General features: G+C 62.3%; 24 protein-coding genes and 1 other RNA gene. 13 read left to right on the top strand and 12 right to left on the bottom strand.

The features are described from left to right. Positions 1-109: 109 nt before the first annotated feature. Positions 110-586 (bottom strand): hypothetical protein, encoded by a 477-nt coding sequence (locus ACW9I6_RS06705; protein WP_003213979.1) that lies wholly within the window; start codon positions 584-586, stop codon positions 110-112. 329 nt (positions 587-915) lie between these two features. Here ACW9I6_RS06705 and ACW9I6_RS06700 point away from each other — a divergent pair, with 329 nt between their 5' ends. Continuing rightward, positions 916-3,309: a TonB-dependent receptor plug domain-containing protein gene (locus ACW9I6_RS06700; RefSeq protein WP_008438880.1), complete on the top strand. Its 2,394-nt coding sequence runs from the start codon at positions 916-918 to the stop codon at positions 3,307-3,309. 40 nt (positions 3,310-3,349) lie between these two features. Continuing rightward, the gene (locus tag ACW9I6_RS06695) at positions 3,350-4,003 is read left to right on the top strand and encodes a gamma-glutamylcyclotransferase (protein ID WP_003213974.1); all 654 of its coding nucleotides are present in this window, start codon (positions 3,350-3,352) and stop codon (positions 4,001-4,003) included. On the opposite strand, the gene glpT is transcribed toward ACW9I6_RS06695, so the two are convergent. From glpT to ACW9I6_RS06680, 3 genes are all read right to left on the bottom strand, one after another. Beyond that, positions 4,000-5,337, bottom strand: coding sequence for a glycerol-3-phosphate transporter (gene glpT / locus ACW9I6_RS06690; protein ID WP_003213972.1), 1,338 nt, complete (start codon positions 5,335-5,337; stop codon positions 4,000-4,002). The two genes, ACW9I6_RS06695 and glpT, sit on opposite strands and share 4 nt — an antisense overlap. Positions 5,338-5,557: 220 nt before the next feature. Then, positions 5,558-6,175, bottom strand: a complete 618-nt coding sequence (locus tag ACW9I6_RS06685) for a flagellar basal body-associated protein FliL (RefSeq protein ID WP_177054896.1) — start codon at positions 6,173-6,175, stop codon at positions 5,558-5,560. A gap of 76 nt (positions 6,176-6,251) precedes the next feature. Beyond that, entirely contained in the window at positions 6,252-7,229 is a 978-nt protein-coding gene (locus ACW9I6_RS06680; RefSeq protein WP_177054897.1) for an NADPH:quinone oxidoreductase family protein, read from the bottom strand. A gap of 149 nt (positions 7,230-7,378) precedes the next feature. Here ACW9I6_RS06680 and ACW9I6_RS06675 point away from each other — a divergent pair, with 149 nt between their 5' ends. Further along, a complete protein-coding gene (locus ACW9I6_RS06675) occupies positions 7,379-7,786 on the top strand; it encodes a flagellar basal body-associated protein FliL (protein ID WP_003213967.1) in 408 nt (135 codons plus the stop codon). 118 nt (positions 7,787-7,904) lie between these two features. Here the strand turns inward: ACW9I6_RS06675 and ACW9I6_RS06670 are convergent, their stop codons facing one another. From ACW9I6_RS06670 to ACW9I6_RS06655, 4 genes are all read right to left on the bottom strand, one after another. After that, positions 7,905-9,023 (bottom strand): ABC transporter permease, encoded by a 1,119-nt coding sequence (locus tag ACW9I6_RS06670; protein ID WP_003213965.1) that lies wholly within the window; start codon positions 9,021-9,023, stop codon positions 7,905-7,907. Between the two features lies 1 nt (position 9,024). Further along, positions 9,025-11,745 (bottom strand): ribosome-associated ATPase/putative transporter RbbA, encoded by a 2,721-nt coding sequence (gene rbbA, locus ACW9I6_RS06665; protein WP_457339075.1) that lies wholly within the window; start codon positions 11,743-11,745, stop codon positions 9,025-9,027. Next, positions 11,742-12,707 carry an HlyD family secretion protein gene (locus ACW9I6_RS06660; protein ID WP_003213963.1) on the bottom strand — a complete coding sequence of 322 codons (966 nt, stop codon included), beginning with the start codon at positions 12,705-12,707 and terminating at the stop codon, positions 11,742-11,744. Before ACW9I6_RS06660 ends, rbbA begins: the two co-directional genes overlap by 4 nt. A gap of 140 nt (positions 12,708-12,847) precedes the next feature. Then, positions 12,848-13,297: an EVE domain-containing protein gene (locus ACW9I6_RS06655; protein ID WP_003213961.1), complete on the bottom strand. Its 450-nt coding sequence runs from the start codon at positions 13,295-13,297 to the stop codon at positions 12,848-12,850. A gap of 196 nt (positions 13,298-13,493) precedes the next feature. On the opposite strand from ACW9I6_RS06655, the gene ACW9I6_RS06650 reads away from it, so the two are divergent. Further along, the gene (locus ACW9I6_RS06650) at positions 13,494-13,643 is read left to right on the top strand and encodes a hypothetical protein (protein ID WP_003213959.1); all 150 of its coding nucleotides are present in this window, start codon (positions 13,494-13,496) and stop codon (positions 13,641-13,643) included. 7 nt (positions 13,644-13,650) lie between these two features. On the opposite strand, the gene ACW9I6_RS06645 is transcribed toward ACW9I6_RS06650, so the two are convergent. The 4 genes from ACW9I6_RS06645 to ACW9I6_RS06630 all read right to left on the bottom strand — a co-directional run bounded on the left by ACW9I6_RS06645 (position 13,651) and on the right by ACW9I6_RS06630 (position 15,069). Continuing rightward, a complete protein-coding gene (locus ACW9I6_RS06645) occupies positions 13,651-14,280 on the bottom strand; it encodes a 5-formyltetrahydrofolate cyclo-ligase (RefSeq protein WP_102370312.1) in 630 nt (209 codons plus the stop codon). A 56-nt stretch (positions 14,281-14,336) separates the two neighbouring features. Next, positions 14,337-14,515: non-coding RNA, 6S RNA (gene ssrS, locus ACW9I6_RS06640), on the bottom strand. Positions 14,516-14,545: 30 nt separating this feature from the next. Next, positions 14,546-14,863 (bottom strand): cell division protein ZapA, encoded by a 318-nt coding sequence (locus tag ACW9I6_RS06635; protein ID WP_003213956.1) that lies wholly within the window; start codon positions 14,861-14,863, stop codon positions 14,546-14,548. Beyond that, positions 14,860-15,069, bottom strand: coding sequence for a TIGR02449 family protein (locus ACW9I6_RS06630; RefSeq protein WP_003213954.1), 210 nt, complete (start codon positions 15,067-15,069; stop codon positions 14,860-14,862). The genes ACW9I6_RS06635 and ACW9I6_RS06630 overlap by 4 nt, the downstream gene beginning before the upstream one ends. Before the next feature lie 139 nt (positions 15,070-15,208). Here ACW9I6_RS06630 and ACW9I6_RS06625 point away from each other — a divergent pair, with 139 nt between their 5' ends. From ACW9I6_RS06625 to gcvH, 9 genes are all read left to right on the top strand, one after another. After that, complete coding sequence (locus ACW9I6_RS06625; RefSeq protein ID WP_003213952.1) at positions 15,209-15,766, top strand: YecA/YgfB family protein; 558 nt, start codon at positions 15,209-15,211, stop codon at positions 15,764-15,766. Between the two features lie 20 nt (positions 15,767-15,786). Continuing rightward, positions 15,787-17,109 (top strand): Xaa-Pro aminopeptidase, encoded by a 1,323-nt coding sequence (gene pepP / locus ACW9I6_RS06620; protein ID WP_102370134.1) that lies wholly within the window; start codon positions 15,787-15,789, stop codon positions 17,107-17,109. Then, complete coding sequence (gene ubiH / locus ACW9I6_RS06615; protein ID WP_457339074.1) at positions 17,106-18,293, top strand: 2-octaprenyl-6-methoxyphenyl hydroxylase; 1,188 nt, start codon at positions 17,106-17,108, stop codon at positions 18,291-18,293. Before pepP ends, ubiH begins: the two co-directional genes overlap by 4 nt. Beyond that, positions 18,286-18,771 carry a DUF4442 domain-containing protein gene (locus ACW9I6_RS06610; RefSeq protein ID WP_003213946.1) on the top strand — a complete coding sequence of 162 codons (486 nt, stop codon included), beginning with the start codon at positions 18,286-18,288 and terminating at the stop codon, positions 18,769-18,771. Before ubiH ends, ACW9I6_RS06610 begins: the two co-directional genes overlap by 8 nt. Positions 18,772-18,780: 9 nt before the next feature. Then, positions 18,781-19,998 carry a 2-octaprenyl-3-methyl-6-methoxy-1,4-benzoquinol hydroxylase gene (locus tag ACW9I6_RS06605; protein WP_162835188.1) on the top strand — a complete coding sequence of 406 codons (1,218 nt, stop codon included), beginning with the start codon at positions 18,781-18,783 and terminating at the stop codon, positions 19,996-19,998. A gap of 95 nt (positions 19,999-20,093) precedes the next feature. Beyond that, positions 20,094-21,098: an extracellular solute-binding protein gene (locus ACW9I6_RS06600; RefSeq protein WP_003213942.1), complete on the top strand. Its 1,005-nt coding sequence runs from the start codon at positions 20,094-20,096 to the stop codon at positions 21,096-21,098. Positions 21,099-21,295: 197 nt separating this feature from the next. Next, a complete protein-coding gene (locus ACW9I6_RS06595; RefSeq protein WP_177050307.1) occupies positions 21,296-22,912 on the top strand; it encodes an ABC transporter permease in 1,617 nt (538 codons plus the stop codon). Between the two features lie 156 nt (positions 22,913-23,068). Continuing rightward, the gene (gene gcvT, locus ACW9I6_RS06590) at positions 23,069-24,151 is read left to right on the top strand and encodes a glycine cleavage system aminomethyltransferase GcvT (protein ID WP_003213938.1); all 1,083 of its coding nucleotides are present in this window, start codon (positions 23,069-23,071) and stop codon (positions 24,149-24,151) included. A gap of 51 nt (positions 24,152-24,202) precedes the next feature. Next, positions 24,203-24,586: a glycine cleavage system protein GcvH gene (gcvH, locus tag ACW9I6_RS06585; protein ID WP_087693282.1), complete on the top strand. Its 384-nt coding sequence runs from the start codon at positions 24,203-24,205 to the stop codon at positions 24,584-24,586. Positions 24,587-24,610 lie beyond the last annotated feature (24 nt).

The following is a 24,610-nucleotide window of genomic DNA, read 5'->3' as shown; positions in this document are numbered from 1 at the left end:
CCCGAAACAGTCGCTGGGATCTATCTGAAAGACCGCATGAACTTCAGGGGCCGCTTCGCGACCCAGCGGGAGCAAGCTCCCTCGCCACAGAAGCCCTTCAGCGGCTCGATCAGAAACGAACGCCCGTGGTCACCATCGCCGCATTGAACCCGAGCAACACCAGCTCGGCGGCGACCGGCCCGTAGTGGGTGCCCACCGAGGGGATGATCACCGGCGCTACCCCCAGTCCATTCAGCGGAATCTTGTCGCGGTACTTGCCGCGATAGCCCTGGATCACACCCCCTGTCAGCTTCAAGTACACCGGGTAATCGGGCATGTCATAGCGTTTGCCGGCATAGGCGTAGTACGAACGCTGGCTGAACGAGTTGCGAAACGTCGCCCCGCCATACACCAGGCCTGACGCTTCATTGCGCTCCAGGCCGATCAGGTCCTGGTTGTTGTTGTGGTCCTTGTCCGGCGCAAAATGCCGGGTGTAGACGCTCGTCTGGGCATACCAGAAGCCTTTTTCGTCCTGGGTCGGCACTTCCGCCGCCAGGGCGGTGGTGGCCTGTGCCAGGAACAACAGGCTGGGCAGTCGGTATTTCATGGAGTGACCTCGGTAGTCGATTCGGTTGGCGGCCAGGTGGGTCGTGACAGGCGCCTATTTTGAAGGCCCAGCGTGCCCCCAGGCTGAACCTGCGCTGAAACTACAGGGATTGAGGCAGCCAATCCTGATGAGCGGAGGGGCCTGGGCTTATGCATTCGCTTATTCTTTAAAGGTATTTAATTTGTTACATAAATATCATTAAGCTATATGCCAACGGACTACCGACTTTCTGCCAATAACCAATAAATGACCGCCACCGTCCGCCACACGGATCGATCGTACGAGCTCAGAGCATTGACGTTCTGGCTTTTGATTCCAAGGGGAGCGGTATGGGGAGCAACAAGCAGCACCTGCTGTACACGGCGATTTTGTCGGCTAATTTGCTGACCGCTGTGGGATTCAGTCCAGTGGCATCCGCCGAAACGGCCACTGCCGATGTACCCAAACTCGATACAGTCATTGTCACCGGCACCCGCGCCCAAGAGCGCACCGCCAGTGCCTCGTTGTCACCTATCGATGTGATTTCCGGCGACACCTTGCGCAGCACCGGCTCTGATGAGTTGGGCGCGGTGTTGGCCCGATTGATTCCTTCCATCAACTTTCCACGCCCGAGCCTGGTAGACGGTGCCGAACTGGTGCGCCCGGCGCAGCTGCGTGGCCTGTCACCGGACCAGGTGTTGGTGCTGGTCAACGGCAAGCGCCGCCACACCAGTGCCTTCGTCAATCTCGGCGGTGCGGTTGGGCGTGGCTCGGCGCCGGCGGATTTGAATGCGATCCCGTTGTCGGCGGTCGACCATATCGAGGTGCTGCGTGACGGCGCATCGGCCCGCTACGGCTCCGATGCGATTGCCGGGGTGATCAACGTGATCCTCAAGCATGACGACCACGGCGGCTCGATCACCAGCAAGTTTGGTGAGTACAAGAAGGGCGACGGTATCCAGCGCAACCTCAGCGGCAACACCGGTGTGGCACTGGGCGATAACGGGTTTATCAACATCTCTGCCGAAGGTGCCGACAACGATTACACCAACCGCGCCGGCAAGGACCTGCGTCCGGGCAGCGTTGGTTCGACGACCTACGGCCAGCGGGTGTTCCGCCAGGGCGAGCCGGCCACTGACCAGGGCAAGCTGTTTCTCAACTCGGAATATTCCTTCAGCGATGCGGCCGAGTTCTATGCGTTTGGCGGCTACAGCAAGACCCGCGGCGAGACGGCGGCGTTCTACCGGGCCAGTAACGCGAGCAACAACATTCCTGCGCTCAACCCCAATGGTTACCTGCCGTTGATTCGCGGTGACGTGGAAGACACGTCCCTGGCGGTCGGCCTGCGCGGCTTGTTGGCCTATGACTGGCACTACGATGTGTCGGTCAACTACGGCAAGAACCAGTACCAGATCGGTACCGAAACCATCAACACCTCGCTGGGCCTGGCCACGCCGCGCAAGTTCGACAACGGCACGTTGGTCAATGACCAGAAGCAACTCAGCCTGGACCTGTCGCGGGAATTCAGCCTGGGCTGGTTGCCGTATCCAGTGTCGGTGGCGTTTGGCGGCGAATACCTGGACCAGGGTTACCAGATCAAGGCGGGCGACCCGGCGTCCTACTACCAGACCGGCAGCTCGGGCCTGGGCGGCTTCCGTGATTCCGACGCCGGCACCAGCACGCGCCACAACTGGGCGCAGTACCTGGACCTGGAAACCAACTTCACCGAAAAACTCAGTGCCTCCGCCGCCGTGCGTCACGAGGACTACAGTGATTTTGGCTCCAACGTCAGCGGCTCGCTCTCGGCGCGCTACGACTTCACCCCGCAAGTGGCCTTGCGCGGCAGTGTATCCAACGGTTTCCGTGCGCCGTCCCTGGCACAGCAAAACTTCGCCTACACCTCGTCGCAACTGATCGGCAACACCATCCAGGAAGCCGGCACCTTCCCGGCCAACAGCCAGGTGGCGCGCCTGCTCGGCGCTGAAGACCTGAAAGCCGAGAAGTCCCGCAACTACAGTCTCGGCCTGGTGCTGGAGCCGACCGACAACCTGACCGTGACCGCCGATGTCTACCGTATCGACATCAGCGACCGCATCAGCCTGTCCTCCAACCTGGACCTGAGCAAGAACCCGGCTGCGCTCGCGTATCTGCAGGCCAATGGCGTGGGCAACATCAACTACACCACCGTGCGCTACTTCACCAACGCCACCGACACCACCACCAATGGCGTCGACCTGGTGGCCAACTATCGCTACCAACTGGACAACGGTGTGCGCTGGAACAGCACCGTGGGCTACAACTACAACCACACCAAGGTCACCGACGTAAAAGCCAACCCGTCCGTACTGGATAGCCTGGGCGCGAGCCTGGTTCGGGTGGACCGTCGCGAGCGCATCGGCCTGCTGGGCGATACCACGCCACAGCACAAGCTGAGCCTGGGCAACGACCTGAGTTTCGGCAACTGGGCGCTGCACAGTAATTTGGTGCGCTATGGTTCATTCACCAGCTACCAGGCCGACCCGACCAACGACCAGAGCTTCAAGGCCGCCTGGCTGTTGGATCTGTCAGCCGACTACAAGCTGAAAAACTGGACCTTCACCGTTGGCGGCGACAACGTCACCGACAAATACCCGGAAAAACTCAATGCCTACGCCAGCAGTGGTGGCAATTTGGCCTATAGCACTTTTTCGCCGTACGGTTACAGCGGCGCGTTCTATTACGGTAAAGTTGCTTACAACTGGTAACAGCTTCTCGTAACAACAAAGGAGACCTAAGCGATCTGCCATGACCGCCATTGAATCTGATCTTTTGCAATTGGCTTACCCTCCGCGGCTCGATCTGGGGCCGCAACTCACTCACGAACAGTTGATGAGCTCGATGCAAGCCACCATGGCGCTGCACAAGGGTGGGCCGGTCTGGCTATTCGCTTACGGTTCGCTGATCTGGCGGCCTGAATGTTCGTCGACACAGCGGATGCGGGCGCGGGTCCACGGTTATCACCGGGGCTTGTACCTGTGGTCCCATGAGCACCGGGGCACGCCGGAAATACCGGGGTTGGTGTTTGGCCTGGATCGCGGCGGCTCGTGCAGCGGGTTTGCCTACCGCTTGCCGGAAGATCAACTGGAGGCCTCGTTGTATGCCCTGTGGCAGCGCGAGATGCCGTATCCCTCGTACCGGCCGCACTGGCTCAGCTGTCGTCTGGAAGATGGCAGCCAGGTGCAGGCATTGGGATTTGTCCTGGAACGGCACCTGCCCAGTTATGCCGGCAATTTGCCCGACATCGTGCTGAATCACGTGTTGCAAAGCGCTTGCGGGCGTTACGGCACTACGCGCGATTATGTCGAGCAGACCGTCAACGCCCTGCGTAGCCACGCCATGCCAGACAAGAATCTGGAGGCGCGGCTCAAGCGGTGTTCCAAAGGCTGTTCCGACGATTAACGTGCGGCACTGACGCTATTGGTATGCCACAAGGTGGGGATCAGGAACGCGATGGCCAGCAGGCACGCGCCGATCAGCAATACGAAACCACCGTCCCAGCCGAAATGGTCAACGGTGTAGCCCATGGCCGCACTCGCTGCCACTGAACCACCCAGGTAACCGAACAAGCCCGTAAAGCCCGCTGCGGTACCGGCGGCTTTTTTCGGTGCCAGTTCCAGCGCCTGCAGGCCGATCAGCATCACCGGGCCGTAGATCAGGAAGCCGATGGAGAACAGCGCGATCATGTCGATCATCGGGTTGCCCGGCGGGTTGAGCCAGTAAACCAGGGTCGCCACGGTGACCAGGCCCATGAACACAATGCCGGTCAGGCCACGGTTGCCACGGAAGATCTTGTCCGACATCCAGCCGCACAGCAGCGTGCCCGGAATGCCCGCCCACTCGTAGAAGAAGTACGCCCACGAGGTTTTATCCACGTCGAAGTGCTTGGCTTCCTTGAGGTACGTCGGCGCCCAGTCCAGCACGCCGTAGCGCAGCAGGTAGACGAAGACGTTGGCGAAGGCGATGTACCAGAGCATTTTGTTGCGCAGCACGTACTTGACGAAGATTTCCTTGGCGCTGAATTCGTCCTCGTGGCTGGCGTCGTAGCCTTCCGGGTAGTCGTTCTTGTATTGCTCGATGGGCGGCAGGCCCACCGATTGCGGGGTGTCGCGCATGGTGATGAATGCAAACGCCGCCACCAGCAGGGCCACGGTAGCCGGGACGTAGAACGCCGCGTGCCAGTCGTTGAACCAGGCCATGCCCAGCAGGAACAGCGGGCCGATCAAGCCGCCGCCGACGTTATGCGCCACGTTCCATACGGAAACCACACCGCCGCGTTCCTTCTGCGACCACCAGTGCACCATGGTCCGCCCACTTGGCGGCCAGCCCATGCCCTGGGCCCAACCGTTGATGAACAGCAGAATGAACATCATGGTCACGCTGGAGGTAGCCCAAGGTGCGAAACCGAAAATGAACATCACCCCGGCGGACACCAACAGGCCGAAGGGCAGGAAGTAGCGCGGGTTGGAGCGATCGGACACCAGGCCCATGAGGAACTTGGACAGGCCATAGGCAATTGCGATCGCCGACATTGCCAGGCCCAGCTGGCCACGGGTGTAACCCTCGTCGATCAGGTACGGCATGGCCAGGGAGAAGTTCTTGCGCAGCAGGTAGTACCCGGCGTAACCGAAGAAAATACCGGCGAAGATCTGCCAGCGCAGGCGTCGGTACGTGCTGTCTATTTTTTCTTCAGGCAGGGGCGCCTGATGTGCGGCAGGACGGAAGAAAGCAAACATTCAAGAGCTCCAGATTTCTTGTTTTGACTGCGGATGCGAATGTTACAGTTTCGTTACCGAAAATAGCACCGCCTCTTATCTGCGGGCATAGGAATTGAGTGCAATTGCATGTTCTTTTACGAACATGTCGCTTAGAGGCAAGTGAGGGACGTTTTCAGGAGGGGATGCCAAGAAGCTGTGGTGAGGGAGCAAGCTCCCTTACCACAGGCAGTGATTCGGTTCAGTTGCCGTTGGCGGCTGCGATATCACCTGGAAGCAGGTGTTCCTGGATCTTCTGGCTGCGGGACTCCACCAGTTGACCCTGGTCGTCGAAGCGCAACACGATCAGCCAGTCATACACATTTTCCGGCCATTTCTTCATCCCGGTCAGCGCCGCGCCGTCACCGCCGAAGGACTCGATCAACTTGTCGATATGCCCGTGATGCCAGGCGATCAACACGGTCTGCGCCTGGTTGGACTTGCGCAGGGACTTCACCAGCTTGCCGACTTGATCGTCTGAGTAGGGGGTTTCAAGCGGGAGCTGCAGGCGCTGGGCCAGGGGTGTCAGGGTCAGGCGCGGGCGAGAGCTTTCCTTGCTGTCGCTGGTAGCGATCAGCCGCTGGGGCACCACGGAGATGCCGTTCAACAGCAGCGGGTCGAAATAGCTGGCGTAGGCCGCCGCCCGCTGTTCGCCCTTGGGGCTCAGCAACGGACCTTCATCGGGTTTTTCCGCATGGCGCACGATCAGCACCGTCACGTTGTTCAGCCCGCGTACATCCTTGCCCTCTTTATGGGCAAAGGCGTGAGCCGACACCATCATCAACAACCCCAGAAACAGCGCGCGCAGCGGTGTGACCATTATTCATTCCTGCCAGTGAGTGAGTGCCTCGGCCGATCATGGGCCCAGGCACTCCGCGGACAAAATGAAACAATAGTCAGCGTAGCTGCACCACGACCTTGCCCACAGCCTTGCGCTGGCCGAGGTCGTTGATCGCCTGCGCCGCCTGCTCCAGCGGGTACACCTGGGACACCAGCGGCTTCAACTTGCCCTCGGCGAACCAGCCGAACAGTTGCTGGAAGTTGGCGGCATTGTCCTGCGGCTGGCGCTGGGCGAACGACCCCCAGAACACCCCGACCACCGCCGCGCCCTTGAGCAGCGCCAGGTTCACCGGCAGCTCGGGAATGCGCCCGCTGGCAAAGCCCACCACCAGCAGCCGGCCATTCCAGGCGATGCCGCGAATGGCCTGGTCAAACAGGTCGCCGCCCACCGGATCGTAGATCACGTCCACGCCGTTGCCGCCGGTAAGGCGTTTGATCTCGTCCTTGAGGCTGGCTTCGCTGTAGTTGATCAACTCATCGGCACCGGCAGCCTTGGCCACCGCCAGCTTGTCGGCGCTGCTGGCCGCGGCGATCACCCGGGCGCCCATGGCCTTGCCGATTTCCACCGCAGCCAGGCCGACGCCGCCGGAGGCACCGAGCACCAGCAGGGTTTCCCCGGGTTGCAGGTTGGCCCGTTGCTTCAGGGCGTGCATCGACGTGCCGTAGGTCATGCTGAAGGCGGCGGCGGTGTTGAAGTCCATGCTCGGCGGGATCGGCAGCACGTTGTAGCCCGGCACCGCGACCTGCTCGGCGAAGCTGCCCCAGCCGGTCAGGGCCATCACCCGGTCACCGACCTTCAGGTGGCTGACGTTCTCACCGACTTGGCTGATCACGCCTGCCGCTTCACCGCCCGGCGAAAACGGGAAGGGCGGCTTGAACTGGTACTTGCCCTCGATGATCAGGGTGTCCGGGAAATTGACCCCGGCCGCATGCACGTCCAACAGGATTTCGTTCTTCTTGATCGCCGGGCTTTCGACGTCTTCCAGCACCAGGGTTTCGGCGGGGCCGAAGGCTTTGCACAGCACAGCTTTCATCGGACTATTCCTTTTGGCGTGTTGGCCGATAAGTGTAGGTGGGCAGGGCGACGGGTCAACGAGCATGCCCCGGCCTGATAAGTCGCCATAAGCTTGTGCTCAGGGCTGCTAGCGTTATGCTACTGGGCAACCGAATTGAGGAATGAACTGTGAAAGCGTGGATCCTGTTGATGCTGGCCCTGACACTGCCGACGGCAGCCCTGGCCGAAGAAGCCAAAGAAGGCGAAGCGCCGAAGGTCAGCTATATCAGCCTGAGCCCGCCGTTTGTCGGTAACTACGGCCTGGATGGCACCGCGAAGCTGCGGGTGTTCAAGGCGGATATCGCCCTGCGGGTCACCGGTCCCGAGGCAGCCGCTGCCGTGAAAGCCAACGACGCGCTGATTCGCAACCAGTTGGTGGCGCTGTTTACCCAGCAGACCAACGACACCATGAGCAGCGTTGATGGGAAGGAAAAACTGCGCCAGGAAGCCCTGAAGCAGACCCAGCAAGTAATGAACGACGAAACCGGCAAGCCGCAGGTTGAGGATCTGTTGTTCAACAACCTGATCATCCAGTAAGCCGGTCGCTTCGCGCTCTTCGCGAGCAAGCCCGCTCCCACACTTGACCGAGTTCTAACATGAGAATGCGGTTGAATGTGGGAGCGGGCTTGCTCGCGAAGAGGCCCTGACAGACACCTCAGGAAGCCAGGCTCTTCCTGAACCGCGCCAACGCCACCGCAAAGAACAGCAACCCAATCCCCGCCAGCGCCAGCAAGTCCGGCCACACCACATTCACACCCGCATCCCGGAACAGAATCGCCGCACTCAGGCTCACAAAGTGCGTCGACGGCGAGCCCTGCATCACCCATTGCAACCACTGCGGCATGCTGTCCAGCGGCGTGCTGCCGCCGGACAACAGCAGCATCGGGATAATCACCGGGATCGCCAGCAGGCCAAACTGCGGCGTCGAGCGGGCGAGGGTGGCGAGGAAGATGCCGAGGGCAGTACTGGCAAACAGGTACAGCGCCGTCACCAGCAAAAACAAAGTCAGCGACCCGGCCAGCGGCACGCCGAGCAAGCCTTTCACCACCACTTCCAGCGACAGCCAGGTGCACAGCACCACCACCAGCATGTTGCTCCAGATTTTCGCCAGCATGATTTCCAGCGCAGTCAGCGGCAGCACCAGCAAATGGTCGAGGGTGCCGTGTTCGCGCTCACGCAGCAGCGCGGTGCCGGTCAGCACGATGGCGAGGATGGTGATGTTGTTGACGATCTGGATCACCGCCAGAAACCAGCCGCCTTCCAGGTTGGTATTGAACAGCGCCCGGGTGGTCAGCAGCGCCGGCGCCTTTTGGGCGGCATCGGCCTGGTTGCCATAGGTCAGCAATTCCCGCTGGAAAATCCGCCCGATATACCCGGCGCCCATGAATGCCTGGCTCATGGCCGTGGCATCGACGTTGACCTGCACCCCCGGCTGGCGCCCGGCCAACAGGTCGGCCTGGAAATTCGCCGGTACGTTGATCACGAAGGTGTACTGGCCGCTGTCCATCACCTTGTCCAGTTGGTCGTACGGCAACGGCACCGCCGCCTGGAATTCCGGCGGTTGCAGTGCTTCGGCCAGTTGCCGGGAAAGCGCGCTGTGGTCTTCATCCACAAAGGCCACGCTGGCGTTGTGCACACCGATCACCGAGCCGGCGGCGGGCATATAGATGGCGACGGTAAAGGCGTAGAACAGGAACAGCAGCAACACGCTGTCGTGGCGCAGGCTGGTCAGTTCCTTGATGCCGAGGCGCAGGATATGGGCGAACTTGTGCATCTCAGGCCTCCTGCTTCTTGAGCATGATCAGGCTAAGCCCGGTGAACCCCAGGAAAAACCCGAACAGCGCCAGGCACTGTGGCCATAGCTGACGCAGGTCCAGGGCCTTGGTAAAGGTGCCCACCGCAATGTCGAGGAAGTAGCCCGCCGGGAACAACATGCCCATCAACGCGGCGGCGCCTTCCAGGGACGAGCGCGGCACGATCAGCCCGGAGAACTGGATGGTCGGCAGGCTGGTGATGATCATGGTGCCCAGGATCGCTGCGATCTGGGTGCGGGTGAACGCGGAAATCAGCAGGCCCATGCTGGTGGTGGCCAGCACATACAGCAGGCCGCCGAAAGCCAGGGTCACGCCGCTGCCCTTGAACGGCACGCCGAACAGCCAGCGGTTCATCGCCACCAGCAGGCCCAGGTTGATCAGGCTCACGGCCAGGTACGGCGCCTGCTTGCCCAACAGGAATTCCAGGCGGGTCAGGGGTGTGGCGTAGAAGTTGGTGATGGAGCCCAGTTCCTTCTCGCGCACGATCCCCAGGGCCGTGAGCATTGCCGGGATGAAGGCGAGGATCAGCGCCATCACGCCGGGGCCGATAGCGTTCACGCTGACCACGTCCTGGTTGTAGCGAAAGCGGGTTTCCAGTTTGGCGGCGGCTTGCTGATTCAATGGTGTGCTGTTCAGTTCGGCCAGTTGTTGGAGGTTGGCCTGGTGCACGGCCTCGACATAATTGCGGCTGGTTTCCGCACGGAACGGCATGCCGCCATCGAGCCAGGCGGCCACGGCGGGTTGGCGGCCGGCGTAGAGATCGCGGCCGAACCCTGGCGGAATCTCCAGCGCCAGTTTGATTTCCGAGCGTTGCAGGCGTTTGTGCAGTTCGTTGGAGTCAGTGATCGGCGGCTGTTCGGCGAAATAGCGCGAACTGCGAAAGGCTTCCAAGTAGGCCCGGCTTTGCGGCGTCTGATCCTGGTCGTAGACGGCGAAGGCGAGCTTCTCCACGTCCAGGGAAATGCCGTAGCCGAAGATCACCATCATGAAAATCGCCCCCAACAGGGCGAAGGCCATGCGCACTTTGTCCCGCAGCAGTTCCTTGCCTTCGCGGCTGGCCACGGCCAACAGGCGGGCGACGCTGAACCCGCGTTTGCTGACGGGTGGGGCCATGGGTTCGCTGACGGTTTCGGAGGGCGCGGTGGCCGCTTCGGGCGCGCCTTGAGCCTGTTCCAGGCAGGTGACAAACGCTGCTTCCAGGGTTTCGCCGTGGAACTGCTGTTGCAGCGCGTCCGGCGTGTCGCAGGCCAGCACCTTGCCCGCGTGCATCAGCGAGATGCGGTCGCAGCGCTGGGCTTCGTTCATGAAGTGGGTGGACAGGAAGATCGTCACGCCCTGTTCCCGGGACAGTTCGATCAGCAGCCGCCAGAAGTCATCCCGCGCGGCCGGGTCGACGCCCGAGGTCGGCTCATCGAGGATCAGCACTTCCGGGCGGTGCAGCACCGCCACCGCCAGGGACAAGCGCTGGCGCAGGCCCAGCGGCAACTCGCCGGACGGCTGCTCGGCAACGTCGCCCAGGTCAAAACGCTTGATCAACTCGTCGATGCGCTGGCCGCTCTCGGCCTTGGGCAGGTCGAACAACTGCGCATGCAGCACCAGGTTCTGGCGCACGCTGAGTTCGCCGTACAGCGAGAAGCTTTGCGACATGAAACCCACGCGCTTGCGGGTGGCCAGGTCCTTGGCGTTTACCGGGTTGCCCAGCAGCGTGGCGGTGCCCTCGGTGGCGGGCATCAACCCGGTGAGGACTTTCATGGTGGTGGTCTTGCCGCAGCCGTTGGAGCCGAGGAAACCAAAGATCTCGCCCCGGCCAATGGCGAAGCTGACCTTGTTGACTGCCGTGAAGTCGCCGAAGCGCAGGGTCAGGTCGTGGGCTTCGATGGCGATGTCGGTGTTGTCGCTTTGCCGGGGCGGAATCACCAGCGGTTCGTTGTTATGGGCACTGTCGCCCTGGAAATGGGTGAAGGCTTCGTCCAGTTTGCCGCTGGGCGTCGCGGCGGCGAGTTCGCTGCTCAGGCCGTCGGCGATCAGCTTGCCGCGGTCGAGCATCAGGCAGTGTTCAAACTGCTCGGCTTCTTCCATGTAGGCGGTGGCCACCAGCAGTGTGAGCTGCGGGCGTTCGCTGCGTACGGTTTCCACCAGTTCCCAGAAGCGTCGACGGGACAGCGGGTCGACGCCGGTGGTGGGTTCGTCGAGGATCAACAGGTCCGGGTCGTGGATCAGTGCACAGCACAGGCCGAGTTTCTGCTTCATGCCGCCGGAGAGCTTGCCGGCAGGTCGCTCGGCGAAGCGTGCGAGGTCGGTGGCCAGCAGCAGGTTGTGCATGCGCTGGTCGCAATCGGCTTTTGACAGGCCGAACAGCGTGGCAAAGAACCGGATGTTTTCGCTGATGGACAGCTCGGGGTAAAGGTTGCCGCCCAGGCCTTGAGGCATGAAGGCGATACGCGGGTACAGGCTGTTGCGGTGGCGGCGGTCTTCGATGGAGCCGCCGAGTACTTGCAGTTCGCCTTGTTGAAGCTTTTTGACCCCGGCGATCAAGCCCAGCAGGCTCGACTTGCCGGCGCCGTCCGGGCCGATCAACCCGCAGCGTGTGCCGGCGGGCAGGCTGAAGGCGATGTCGATCAGCGCCTGTTGCTTGCCGTAGCGATGGTTGATCCCCGTGGCGTGCAGCGCCAGGCCGTTCATTGCAGGTTGGCCGGCCAGTCCAGGTCAGCGGTGCGCACATAGCCGGCGCCGGGCATGCCCGGTTTGGCTTGGGGCACGGCGCTTGGTTGGGTCAGGCGCAGCTTGACCCGGAACACCAGCTTCTGACGTTCGTCGCGGGTTTCCACTTCCTTGGGGGTGAACTGCGATTTGGCGGCGACGAAGCTGATTTTCGCCGGCAGCGGTTGCTTCGGCAGGGCGTCGAGGACGATCCGAGCCTCACTGCCGACGGTCAGGGCGCCGGTTACCGAAGCGGGCAGATACAGGTTCATGTATTGGTCGTTGGGGTCGATCAGCAGTAACACGCGACCACCCGCGCCGAGCACTTCGCCGGGTTCGGCCAGGCGTAGCTGGATGATGCCGTCGATAGGCGCCCGCAGGCTGCTGTCTTCGATTTCACTGGTGAGCTGGGCGACCTGAGCCTGGGCGGCGCCGATGGCGGCCTTTACCGAATTGACCTGGGCCTGGGCGGCGACCACGGCAGCGTTGCCGGTGTTTTGCCGGGCCTGCTGCTGGTCGATCAGCTGGCCGCTGGCGAAGCCGCGCTTGTACAGCTCCTGGGTGCGCTTGAGTTCCTGGCTGGCCAGCAGTTGTTCGCTCCGGCGCAGTTGCACATTGGCTTCGGCAGCAGCGAAATTCTCCCTGGCCCGCAGCACTTCGGCTTCGGCCTGGGCGCGCTGGGCTTCCAGGGTGCGGGTGTCCATGCGCGCCAGCAGTTGGCCCTTGAGCACCTTGTCGCCTTCGTCCACCCGCACTTCGGCGAGGCGACCGGGGATCTTGGCGGCGATCTGCACTTCAGTCGATTCCAGCCGGCCATTGCCCATGCTCAAGCCTTCGGGCAGGCGGTCTTGGGTGGATTGCCAATAGCCGAAGCCGCCGGCGGCCAGCAGCAAGACAATCAATGGAATGGCGAAAAGATGGGAGGTGCGGTGGTTCGTCGACATGGGTGCATCCTGCGGCGTTAGCGTCCTAGTTTGACCGATCCTGCCCGGAGGCCCTTGATGCGGGTCAAATGAAGCGCCAGCCTAACCCGGTTGGCGCGCAGATGCATGCGCCATGGGCGTGACCGCAGGGTTCTGCTGTTTCAGCGCAGGCCGAGTACGGCGGCCCATTGCTCGGCGGTGACCGGCATCACCGAAAGGCGGCTGCCTTTTTGCACCAGGGGCAACTCGGCGAGGGCGGTTTGCTGTTTCAGATAGCCCAGCCCCAGGACCTTCGCAAAGGTCTCGACGTGGGCAACATTGATCGCGCTCCACGGGTTTTTTTCAGGGCTGGCCTTGGCGTCGAAATAATGACTGTCGGGCTCCAGCGCGGTCGGGTCCGGGTAGGCTGCCTCGACGATTTTACCGATGCCGGCAATCCCCGGTTCCGGGCAGCTGGAGTGGTAGAAGAAGAACTGGTCACCCACCGCCATCGCCCGCAGGAAGTTCCGCGCCTGGTAGTTGCGCACCCCGTCCCACCGGGCCTCGCCGAGCTTTTCCAGGCCCTTGATGGACAGTTCATCGGGCTCGGATTTCATCAGCCAATAGGCCATGTTTTCGCTCCTCAAAAGTCGATTGGGAAAGTTGTCCTGCAATTTTATGACAAACCGACAGTCGGTTGGCGTCAAGGTTTGCGTGTTGGTTCACGTTAACGCAGAATGCCGGGGTTTTGAGCTTGACGCAGCTGGCACGGACTACTAATGGAACGTTGCTGTCATCGTGTGCAAGATGCCTGAAGGGGGGCAATCGATGAAACGCAAACCGGATTTACTATGGATTTTGGTTATTTTGTTCGGCCTGGGCGTTGTGACCACCGGCTATGCGCAGAGCTTGTGGTCGAACAAGACTGACGCACCGATTGAACTCGCACAGCAACAGCCGCAACCGTTCAAACGCTGACCCGTCTTCAAGGCGCTGCTGATTCCAGTAGCGTCTCTGCTATATACCAATCCTTATCGGTGACTGTGCCCTCAAGCGGTACATCCCAGCTTGCCTGTGCCAATCGTTCGACCTTCTGGCATTCATGGGCCAGGCCCAACAGCGTCGGCTTGCGCCAGGATTTCCGGCGGGCCATGTAGGCCAGGCTGCGGTCATAAAACCCGCCGCCCATGCCCAACCGTCCGCCCTCATCATCAAAGCCAACCAGTGGCAGCAGCACCAGGTCCAGCGCCCAGACCTTGCGTTGTCGGCTGGCATTTACCTGGGGCTCGAGGATGCGAAAACGGTTGGGCCTCAGCTTTTCGCCGGGGCGCACTCGCTGGAACACCATCTTGGTTCGCGGCCATGCACTGAGCACCGGCAGGTAAGTCGCCTTGCCCCGGCGCTGTGCAGCGCGCAGCAGCAGGCGCGGATCGATTTCACCGTCCGTCGGTAGATATAAGGATAGGTGTTTGGCCCGGCGAAACAGCGGGTGCTGTGCCAGTTGCCGATACAGGCCCAGGGCGGCCTGGCGTTGCTCGCTTGGCGTCAGGGCGCGGCGGGCTTTGCGCAGCATGCGTCGAAGTTGCGGGCGTGAAAGCGGCGCAGGTTCGGTCATGGTTTTCGGCTCATAAAACAATGCCAGTCCTGGGACTGGCATTGGATTTGGGAATCAGGCTCCCCGACAGAACCGCTGTCGACTTAGCCCTTGAACCCGAAAGTTCAAGGTGGAAGAAACAGTAGGCTTTAAGGCTTTCCGTCTAGCGGACATGCACACCAGCCCAACGTGTAACTTCCAGGGTAGTGCGAATCGGCTCAGGGACATCGCCGACTGGCAAGCACGCCAGGGAGTGGGGCGAGTATACCCGAAACCGACGCCGCAATCAGCCCTTGGGTGGCTCTGGATCGGTAGAAAGTACCAGATCGACCCGCTCCAGCAGGTCGCGCACCTGCTCGCGCGTCGAGCCGCTGGCCTGCACGTCAGGCCGTTCCTGCTTATGCAGCAGATCGTGGGTAATGTTCAGGGCGGCCATCACGGCGATGCGATCGGCGCCGATGACTTTGCCGCTGCTGCGGATTTCGCGCATCTTGCCGTCCAGGTAGCGGGCAGCGCTCACCAGGTTGCTGCGTTCTTCCTGGGGGCAGATGATCGAATATTCTTTGTCGAGAATCTGCACGGTGACGCTATTGCTTGAACTCATGAGTCTTGCTCCAGGGCCTTCAGGCGCGAAATCATCGATTCGACCTTACGCCGGGCGATTTCGTTTTTTTCAATGAGGTGAGCGCGTTCCTCGCGCCAGGTCTTTTCCTGAGCTAATAGGAGTCCGTTTTGGCTCTTAAGTTGCTCGACCCGGTTAATTAGCAGCTCGAGTCTGGCCATCAGCGCTTGCAGGTCGGTGTCTTCCATTGGGTTCCACTGGATTTTGTCTGATGAATGGCAACTGCTGGATAAACGATCTGACGCCCTTGATAGTCTTGGTACGTCTGCCGATGCTAGGATACAGCGCTTCATTCTAGACATTGCGCCGTCTGGCGCCTAGCTCACCATGCCCATTCAGAACTCCCCGTACGATGCTTTTTCCAAACTGCTGAGTTCCAGCGGTCATCCTTGCTCGCCTGCCGAACTGCACGGCGTGCTGCTGGGCCGCAGCTGCACCGGTGTCGGCTTTGATGCCGACAACTGGCTGGCCGACGTCGCCGAGCTGCTGGAAACCGAGCCTACCGAAAACGTGCGCAATGCGCTCATCGGCCTGCAAGAGATGGTTAAAGGCGAGCTGACCGGTGATGACGTCACCGTCGTCTTGCTGCTGCCTACCGATGACGCGCCGCTCACCGAGCGCGCCGCCGCGTTGGGCCAATGGTGCCAAGGCTTCCTCCACGGTTTCGGCGTGAACGCCGGCGGCCTCGACCTGAGCACCGATGCCCAGGAAGTGCTGCAGGACCTGGCCGCCATCTCTCAGGTGCAAGACGCCCTGGAAGAGTCCGAAGACGGCGAAAGCGACTACATGGAAGTCATGGAATACCTGCGCGTCGCGCCGCTGCTGCTGTTCACCGAGACCCGTAAATCGGCTGAGCCCGCTGCACCCAAGCCGTCGCTGCACTAAGAAAGGAAGCCCATCTGCCCATGATCCATATCCCCAAAGCGGAATACACCCGGCGCCGCAAGGCGCTCATGGCGCAGATGGAACCCAACAGCATCGCCATCCTGCCGGCGGCCGCGGTAGCCATCCGCAACCGTGACGTCGAGCACGTCTACCGCCAGGACAGCGACTTCCAGTACCTGAGCGGCTTCCCCGAACCGGAGGCGGTGATCGTGCTGATGCCCGGCCGCCAGCACGGCGAGTACGTGCTGTTCTGCCGCGAACGCAATGCCGAGCGCGAACTGTGGGACGGCCTGCGAGCGGGCACCGAAGGCGCGATTCGCGATTTTGGCGCCGATGACGCCTTCCCGATTACCGATATCGACGACATCCTGCCCGGCCTGATCGAAGGCCGCGACCGGGTGTATTCGGCCATGGGCAGCAATGCCGAATTCGACCGGCACCTGATGGAGTGGATCAACGTGATCCGCTCTAAAGCGCACCTCGGCGCCCAGCCACCGAACGAATTTGTTGCCCTGGATCATCTGCTTCATGACATGCGCCTGTATAAATCGGCGGCAGAAGTGAAGGTGATGCGCGAGGCGGCGCGGATTTCCTGCGCGGCCCATGTACGGGCGATGCAGGCCAGCCGCGCCGGGTTGCATGAGTTCAGCCTGGAAGCGGAGCTCGACTACGAGTTTCGCAAGGGCGGGGCGAAGATGCCGGCCTATGGTTCCATCGTCGCCTCGGGGCGCAACAGCTGCATCCTGCATTACCAGCAGAATGACGCGGTGCTCAAGGACGGCGACCTGGTGCTGATCGACGCCGGTTGCGAGATCGACTGCTACGCCAGCGACATCACCCGCACCTGGCCGGTGAGCGGCAAGTTTTCCGCCGAGCAGAAGGCGATTTATGAAATCGTGCTGGCTTCCCAGGAGGCCGCCTTTGCTGAAATCGCCCCGAACAAGCATTGGAACCAGGCCCACGAGGCGACGGTGCAAGTGATCACTGCCGGGCTGGTGAAGCTGGGATTGTTGCAGGGTGATGTCGACGAACTGATCGCCAGTGAAGCCTATAAAGCCTTCTACATGCACCGCGCCGGCCACTGGCTGGGGATGGATGTGCACGATGTCGGCGAATACAAGGTCGGCGGCGAGTGGCGGGTGCTGGAAGTCGGCATGGCACTGACCGTGGAGCCGGGGATTTACATCTCGCCGGACAACCAGAACGTGGCGAAGAAATGGCGTGGCATTGGCGTACGCATCGAGGACGACGTGGTGGTGACCAAGCAAGGCTGTGAAATTCTGACCGGTGGCGTGCCCAAGTCCGTCGCCGAGATCGAAGCATTGATGGCGAGCGCCCGATGAGCCGGGTCAACCTGGCGATTATCGGCGGCGGCCTGGTGGGTGCCAGCCTCGCATTGGCCTTGCAGGCCGGGGCCAAGGCCCGGGGCTGGAAGATCGTGCTGATCGAGCCGTTTGCCCCCGGCGACAGCTACCAGCCGAGCTATGACGCGCGTTCTTCAGCGCTGTCCTTTGGCGCGCGGCAGATCTATCAACGGTTGGGCGTGTGGCAGGAAATCTCTCGCCGCGCCGAGCCGATCAAACAGATTCATGTGTCGGACCGTGGCCGCTTCTCTACCGCGCGCCTGTCGGCCATGGAAGAGGGTGTGCCGGCGCTTGGCTACGTGGTGGAAAACGCCTGGCTGGGCCATTGCCTGTGGCAAGGGCTGGACAAGGACGTGGTCAGTTGGCGTTGCCCGGCGGAAGTTACGCGCATGGAGCCGCTTGCCGATGGCTACCGCCTGACCCTCAATGACGAAACCGTGCTGGAGTGCGACCTCGCGGTGCTGGCCGATGGCGGTCGCTCAGGTTTGCGCGAGCAACTGGGCATCGGCGTTAAAAAGCGGCCGTACAACCAGAGCGCCCTGATCGCCAACATCACCCCAAGCGAGGCCCACAACGGCGAGGCGTTCGAGCGGTTCACCGACGAAGGCCCGATGGCCTTGCTGCCGTTGCCGGACAACCGTTGCGCGCTGGTCTGGACCCGCATCGGCATGGACGCCAAGCGCCTGGCCGAGCTGGACGAACGCAGCTTCCTGAATGAACTGCAGGGCGTGTTCGGCTACCGCCTGGGCACCCTCAAGCAAGTCGGTGCGCGCCACCTGTACCCGCTGACGCTCGTGGAAGCGGAAGAACAAGTGCGCTCTCATCTGGCCGTACTTGGCAATGCCGCCCACAGCCTGCACCCGATTGCCGGTCAGGGCTTCAACCTGTCCCTGCGGGATGCCTACGCGTTGGCCGAGGCGCTGCTGGCCGGGCCGGCGATTCCGGGCGACCTGGCGACACTGCAGGCGTACCGCGAGCGTCAGCGCATGGACCAGAAGCTCACCGTCGGCTTCTCCGATCAGGTCACCCGCCTGTTTGGCAGTGCGCAACCGTTGGTCGCGCTGGGCCGCAACATGGGCTTGCTGGGCCTCGACTTGCTGCCGCCGGCCAAGCGCTGGTTCGCGCGCCAGGCCATGGGCCTGGGCACCCGTCCCGATGCGTGAGTGGCTGACCCGACGCCTGGGCAAGGCGCGGCTGTTGCGCTGGATCATGACTCTGTACCCGCCGTACCTCGGGGCCGGAGTTCGGGTGTTGCACATCGGCAGCGATTTCCGCGAGGTCAAGGTGCGCATGGGCCTGGGCTGGTACAACCGCAACTACGTCGGCACGCAGTTTGGCGGCAGCCTGTATTCGATGGTCGACCCGTTCTACATGCTGATGCTGATGGAGAACCTGGGCCGCGACTACATTGTCTGGGACAAGGCTGCCGCTATCGACTTTATCTCGCCGGGCAAAGGCCCGGTGTTCGCCGAATTTTCCATCGACCAAGCATTGCTGGACGAGATTCGCCAGCACACCGCCAGCGGCGACAAGTATTTACCGCAGCTCAAGGTACAGATTCATGACGGCTCCGGCACCCTGGTGGCGCGGGTCGACAAAACCCTTTACGTGCGGCGCAAGCTGCAATCGAGACAGGCTTAAAGCATGGACATGCGCGCAGATGTGCTGATTGTCGGGGCCGGAATGGTCGGAAGCGCCCTGGCGCTGGCGTTGCAGGGCAGTGGCCTGCAGGTGCTGCTGCTCGACGGCAGCCCGCTGAGCGTCAAGCCGTTCGACCCTCATGCTGCGTTCGAACCGCGGGTGAGCGCCTTGTCGGCCGCCAGCCAGCGCATCCTCGAGCGCCTTGGCGTGTGGGACGGGATTGTCGAGCGACGTGCCAGCCCGTACGGCGAGATGCAGGTGTGGGACGGCAGCGGCACCGGGCAGATCCACTTCTCGGCGGCCAGCGTGCATGCCGAGGTGCTGGGGCATATCGTTGAAAACCGTGTGGTCCAGGACGCCTTGCTCGACCGCCTGCACGACTGCGACCTCGGCCTGCTGGCCAATGCGCGCCTGGAACAGATGCGCCGCTCCGGCGATGACTGGCTGCTGACCCTGGCCGATGGCCGCACCTTGCGCGCGCCACTGGTGGTCGCGGCGGACGGTGCCAACTCGGCAGTACGTCGCCTGACCGGCACCGCTACCCGTGAGTGGGATTATTTGCACAACGCCATCGTCACCAGTGTGCGCAGCAGCCAGGTGCATCAAAAGACGGCCTGGCAGCGTTTTACCGACAATGGCCCGCTGGCATTCCTGCCGCTGGTGCGGGACGGGCAGGAAGACTGGTGTTCGATCGTCTGGTCGACCACCCCGAGTGAGTCCGAGCGCTTGATGGCGCTGGATGATGAAAGCTTCTGCCGTGAACTGGAAAATGCCTTCGAAGGCCGCCTGGGCAGCGTGATAAGCGCCGATCCACGGCTGTGCGTGCCGTTGCGTCAGCGCCACGCCAAACGTTACGTGGCAGAAGGCCTGGCATTGATTGGCGACGCGGCCCACGTCATTCATCCGCTGGCGGGGCAGGGGGTGAACCTGGGCTTCCTCGATGCGGCGGTGCTCGCCGAGGTGCTGCTGGCGGCCAACGAGCGCGGCGAGCGCCTGGCGGATGTGAAGGTGCTCAGCCGTTACGAGCGTCGGCGCATGCCGCACAACCTGGCGCTGATGGCGGCGATGGAAGGCTTTGAGCGGTTGTTCCAGGCCGATCAACTGCCGTTGCGCTGGCTGCGTAATGCAGGGCTGAAGGTGGTTGAGCAGATGCCGGAGGCCAAGGCGTTGTTTGTGCGTCAGGCATTGGGTTTGACCGGGGATTTGCCGGAGCTGGCCAAGGCCTGAGGGTGCTGTGCAACATCTGGTAACGGCTCCGTTGAGCGTTACCAAATGTGAGTCTTTATCATTTGCGCTCTTTTTGCAAATGAGAGACCGCACCCATGTTGGCACCCAAGCGCCTCCTGACTGCCCTGGCACTCACTCTTATCGGCAGCACCACCGTGCAGGCGGCCGATGAGGTCGTGGTCTACTCCTCGCGCATCGACGAACTGATCAAGCCGGTGTTCGACGCCTACACCAGGAAGACCGGCGTGCAGGTGAAGTTCATCACCGACAAGGAAGCGCCGCTGATGCAGCGCATCAAGGCCGAAGGTGAAAACGCCACCGCCGACCTGCTGCTCACCGTCGACGCCGGCAACCTCTGGCAGGCCGAGCAGATGGGCATCCTGCAGCCGTTCACCTCTGCGGTGATCGACAAGAATATTCCCCTTCAATACCGTTCTTCGGCCCATGCCTGGACCGGCCTGAGCCTGCGAGCGCGGACCATCGCCTACTCCACCGATCGCGTGAAACCGGGCGACCTGACCACCTACGAAGCCCTGGCCGACAAGCAGTGGGAAGGCCGCCTGTGCCTGCGCACCGCGAAGAAGGTCTACAACCAGTCGCTGACCGCCACCCTGATCGAAACCCACGGCGCGGCCAAGACCGAAGAAATCGTCAAGGGCTGGGTCAACAACCTGTCCACCGACGTGTTCTCCGATGACATTGCCGTGCTGGAAGCGATCAACGCCGGGCAGTGTGACGTGGGCATCGTGAACACCTACTACTACGGCCGCCTGCACAAGCAGAAGCCGGACCTGGCGGTGAAGTTGTTCTGGCCGAACCAGGGCGACCGCGGGGTGCACGTCAACCTGTCGGGCATCGGCCTGACCAAGCATGCACCGCACCCGGAAGCAGCCAAGGCGCTGGTGGAGTGGATGACCACGCCGGAAGCGCAGAAGATCTTTGCGGATGTGAATCAGGAGTTCCCGGCCAACCCGGCGGTGCCGCCGTCGGCGGAAGTGGCGACCTGGGGCAAGTTTGTGGCCGATACATTGCCGGTGGAAGTGGCGGGCAAGCGCCAGGCTGAGGCTATTCGCTTGATGGATCGCGCTGGCTGGAACTAGATACAATTTGCAAGGCGCCGCCGATCTAAATGTGGGGGCGGGTTTGTGTGGGAGCGGGCTTGCTCGCGAAGAGGGTGTATCAGTCACATATGCGTTGACTGACACGCCGCTTTCGCGAGCAAGCCCGCTCCCACACAAGCCCGCTCCCACATTGGTTAGCGCTGGCTTCAAGCTATTCATTCTCTGAGAATTAACCTTTGGCCCATCCCGCCCAACGCCGCTGGTACCTGCCGGTCTTCACCGTTGCCGCCCTGGTGCTGCTGCCGTTGAGCGTGCTGTTGCTGTCGTGGCAGACCATCGACCACCAGATCTGGTCCCACCTGTGGGAAACCCAGATGCCACGTCTGCTGGGCAACACCTTGACCCTGGTGCTGGGCGTCGGTGTGGGCGTTACGCTGCTGGGCGTCAGCCTGGCCTGGCTGACCAGCCTCTGCGAATTCCCCGGCCGGTGCTGGCTGGACTGGGCGTTGATGCTGCCCTTCGCGATTCCCGCCTATGTGCTCGCCTTCGTCTTCGTCGGCCTGCTGGACTTCTCCGGCCCGGTGCAAACCCTGCTGCGCGAATGGTTTGGTACAGGCTTGCGCCTGCCGCGTGTGCGCTCGACCAGCGGTGTGATCATCGTGCTGGTGCTGGTGTTCTACCCCTACGTTTATCTGCTGGCACGCACCGCGTTCCTCGCCCAGGGCAAAGGCCTGATGGAAGCGGCGCGTGTCTTGGGGCAGTCGCCGTGGCAAGCGTTCTGGCGGGTGGCCCTGCCCATGGCGCGTCCCGCCATCGGTGCGGGCGTGGCCCTCGCGCTGATGGAAACCCTGGCGGATTTCGGTGCCGTCTCGGTGTTCAACTTCGACACCTTTACCACCGCCATCTACAAGACCTGGTACGGCTTTTTCAGCCTCTCCAGTGCCGCGCAACTGGCCAGCCTGTTGCTGTTGGTGGTGATGCTGGTGCTGTACGGCGAGCGCCGCGCCCGGGGCGCCAGCCGGCCGAGCAACGAGCGACCTCGCGGCAAGGCGCTTTACCATCTGCGCGGGTTCAAGGCGGCGTTGGCCAGCGGTTGGTGCGGATTGGTGTTCGCCTGCGCGTTCGTGATCCCGATGCTGCAACTGGTGGCCTGGTTCTGGCAGCGTGGCCGTTTCGACCTGGACGAGCGCTACGCCGGTTTGATCGTCCATACCCTGTACCTGGGCGGTATGGCTGCCCTGATCACCGTCAGCGTGGCCCTGGTGCTGGCGTTCGCCCATCGCCTGGCGCCCACCCGGGCCATCCGCTCCGGCATCAGCCTGGCCAACGTAGGCTACGCGCTGCCCGGCTCGGTGCTGGCGGTGTCGATCATGTTGGCGTTCAGCTACCTGGATCGTGAACTGGTGATCCCGGTCTCCGGCTGGCTGGGGGGCGCCGGCAAACCGCTGTTACTGGGCAGTTTGTCGGCCTTGCTGCTGGCGTATCTGGTGCGCTTCATTGCGGTGGCCTACGGGCCGCTGGAAAACAGCCTGGCGCGAATCCGCCCGTCCTTGCCGGAAGCCGCCCGCAGTCTTGGGGTCAGCGGGCCGCGACTGTTTTGCAAAGTGTATCTGCCACTTTTGCTGCCGGGCACCCTGAGCGCGGCGCTGCTGGTGTTTGTCGATGTGCTCAAGGAAATGCCGGCGACCCTGCTGATGCGCCCGTTCGGCTGGGACACGCTGGCGGTGCGGATTTTCGAGATGACCAGCGAAGGGGAGTGGGCGCGGGCTTCGCTGCCGGCCCTGACCCTGGTATTGGTGGGGCTGTTACCGGTCATCGGGTTGATCCGACGTTCGGCGCGACGAATCGGTTAGGTGCCAGTCCTACGGCTTGAGGCTACAATGCGCGGCATTCGGTGCGGTCGATCTTTCAGATCGGGTTGCTGAACGCGGCTACAGGCCTTGTATTTCAAGGCGTGCGGCCCGAACGGCGACCGTCCGCACCTTCGCCACGCCCGGAAGGAGAAACCCATGGGACAGCGCACGCCTCTGTATGACCTGCATCTCGCCCTTGGCGCGAAAATGGTCGATTTTGGCGGTTGGGATATGCCTTTGCACTACGGCTCGCAGGTTGAGGAGCACCATCAGGTGCGACGCGACTGCGGGGTGTTCGATGTATCCCATATGACCGTGATCGATATCACAGGCCCCCAGGCCAAGGAATGGCTCCAGCATTTGCTGGCCAATGATGTTGACCGATTGCACGGCTGCGGCCGCGCGTTATACAGCGCCATGCTCAACGAGCAGGGCGGCGTGGTGGACGACATGATCGTCTACCGTACCGAGGGCGGTTACCGGCTGGTGGTCAACGCCGCCACCCGTGACCAGGACATGGCCTGGATGCAGGCTCGGCTCGGCAGCTATCAGGCCCAGCTCCGCGAGCGGCCCGAATTGGCCATGCTCGCCATTCAAGGCCCCCATGCCCGGCAAAAGATCGCTGAACTGGTGACCCAGTCCCGCGCCACCCTGATCCATCAGCTCAAGCCCTTTGAAGGCCTGGCTGACGGCGACTGGTTTATCGCGCGCACCGGTTACACCGGCGAAGACGGTCTTGAAATTGTCCTGCCGGCCGATCAGGCCCCGGCGTTCTTCAACGACCTGGTAGGCGCAGGCATTTCGCCCATCGGCCTCGGCGCCCGCGACACGCTGCGCCTCGAGGCCGGCATGAACCTTTACGGTCAGGATATTCACCAGGACGTCTCGCCCCTGGCAGCCAACATGGCCTGGAGCATCGCCTGGGAGCCGGCCGAGCGGGATTTCATCGGCCGCGCCGCCCTGGAAGCCGAAAAGGCTGCGGGTGTGAAGTCCAAGCTGGTCGGCCTGGTGCTGGAAGAGCGCGGGGTTTTACGCGCTCACCAGGTGGTTCGTATCGCCAATGTTGGCGAAGGAGAGATCACCAGTGGTAGTTTCTCTCCTACGCTAAGCAAATCCATTGCCCTGGCGCGTGTGCCGTCGGCGACTGCTGACCGGGCCGAGGTGGAAATCCGCGGCAAGTGGTACCCGGTTCGGGTGGTCAAACCGACGTTCGTGCGCCATGGCAAAACATTGATCTAACTTTTCCGGCGGGCCAATGGCCGCTGACATTTTTCCTTGAGGACACAGACTATGAGCGATATCCCTGCCGACCTGCGTTTTGCCGAAAGTCACGAATGGGCCCGTCTGGAAGCTGACGGCACCGTGACCGTCGGGATCTCGGACCATGCCCAGGAAGCATTGGGGGATGTAGTGTTCGTTGAGTTGACCGAAGTCGGCAACGTGTTCAAGGCGGCTGACCAGGCCGGCGTGGTTGAATCGGTGAAGGCCGCTTCGGATATCTACTCGCCAATTGCTGGCGAAGTGATCGCGGTGAACGACGCCTTGAGCGGTGAGCCAGAGCTGTTGAACTCCGACCCTTACGGCGCCTGGATCTTCAAGCTCAAGCCAAGCAACCCGGATGAACTGAAAAAATTGCTGGACGCTGCCGGCTACAAGGCTGCCATCGGCGAGTGATCCCGCTGCGGGAGCCGGCAATCG

It is taken from the genome of Pseudomonas sp. SDO5522_S412 (genome assembly GCF_054071215.1).
The sequence above is the reverse complement of the archived record's forward strand: the minus strand, read 5'-3'. Positions and strand labels throughout refer to the sequence as shown.

Bases quoted from the DNA above. Each gene is read 5' to 3' on its own strand.
- ACW9I6_RS06705 (WP_003213979.1), bottom strand. From the start codon at position 586: ATGAAATACCGACTGCCCAGCCTGTTGTTCCTGGCACAGGCCACCACC.
- ACW9I6_RS06700 (WP_008438880.1), top strand. From the start codon at position 916: ATGGGGAGCAACAAGCAGCACCTGCTGTACACGGCGATTTTGTCGGCT.
- ACW9I6_RS06695 (WP_003213974.1), top strand. From the start codon at position 3,350: ATGACCGCCATTGAATCTGATCTTTTGCAATTGGCTTACCCTCCGCGG.
- glpT (WP_003213972.1), bottom strand. From the start codon at position 5,337: ATGTTTGCTTTCTTCCGTCCTGCCGCACATCAGGCGCCCCTGCCTGAA.
- ACW9I6_RS06685 (WP_177054896.1), bottom strand. From the start codon at position 6,175: ATGGTCACACCGCTGCGCGCGCTGTTTCTGGGGTTGTTGATGATGGTG.
- ACW9I6_RS06680 (WP_177054897.1), bottom strand. From the start codon at position 7,229: ATGAAAGCTGTGCTGTGCAAAGCCTTCGGCCCCGCCGAAACCCTGGTG.
- ACW9I6_RS06670 (WP_003213965.1), bottom strand. From the start codon at position 9,023: ATGCACAAGTTCGCCCATATCCTGCGCCTCGGCATCAAGGAACTGACC.
- rbbA (WP_457339075.1), bottom strand. From the start codon at position 11,745: ATGAACGGCCTGGCGCTGCACGCCACGGGGATCAACCATCGCTACGGC.
- ACW9I6_RS06660 (WP_003213963.1), bottom strand. From the start codon at position 12,707: ATGTCGACGAACCACCGCACCTCCCATCTTTTCGCCATTCCATTGATT.
- ACW9I6_RS06655 (WP_003213961.1), bottom strand. From the start codon at position 13,297: ATGGCCTATTGGCTGATGAAATCCGAGCCCGATGAACTGTCCATCAAG.
- ACW9I6_RS06650 (WP_003213959.1), top strand. From the start codon at position 13,494: ATGAAACGCAAACCGGATTTACTATGGATTTTGGTTATTTTGTTCGGC.
- ACW9I6_RS06645 (WP_102370312.1), bottom strand. From the start codon at position 14,280: ATGACCGAACCTGCGCCGCTTTCACGCCCGCAACTTCGACGCATGCTG.
- ACW9I6_RS06635 (WP_003213956.1), bottom strand. From the start codon at position 14,863: ATGAGTTCAAGCAATAGCGTCACCGTGCAGATTCTCGACAAAGAATAT.
- ACW9I6_RS06630 (WP_003213954.1), bottom strand. From the start codon at position 15,069: ATGGAAGACACCGACCTGCAAGCGCTGATGGCCAGACTCGAGCTGCTA.
- ACW9I6_RS06625 (WP_003213952.1), top strand. From the start codon at position 15,209: ATGCCCATTCAGAACTCCCCGTACGATGCTTTTTCCAAACTGCTGAGT.
- pepP (WP_102370134.1), top strand. From the start codon at position 15,787: ATGATCCATATCCCCAAAGCGGAATACACCCGGCGCCGCAAGGCGCTC.
- ubiH (WP_457339074.1), top strand. From the start codon at position 17,106: ATGAGCCGGGTCAACCTGGCGATTATCGGCGGCGGCCTGGTGGGTGCC.
- ACW9I6_RS06610 (WP_003213946.1), top strand. From the start codon at position 18,286: ATGCGTGAGTGGCTGACCCGACGCCTGGGCAAGGCGCGGCTGTTGCGC.
- ACW9I6_RS06605 (WP_162835188.1), top strand. From the start codon at position 18,781: ATGCGCGCAGATGTGCTGATTGTCGGGGCCGGAATGGTCGGAAGCGCC.
- ACW9I6_RS06600 (WP_003213942.1), top strand. From the start codon at position 20,094: ATGTTGGCACCCAAGCGCCTCCTGACTGCCCTGGCACTCACTCTTATC.
- gcvT (WP_003213938.1), top strand. From the start codon at position 23,069: ATGGGACAGCGCACGCCTCTGTATGACCTGCATCTCGCCCTTGGCGCG.
- gcvH (WP_087693282.1), top strand. From the start codon at position 24,203: ATGAGCGATATCCCTGCCGACCTGCGTTTTGCCGAAAGTCACGAATGG.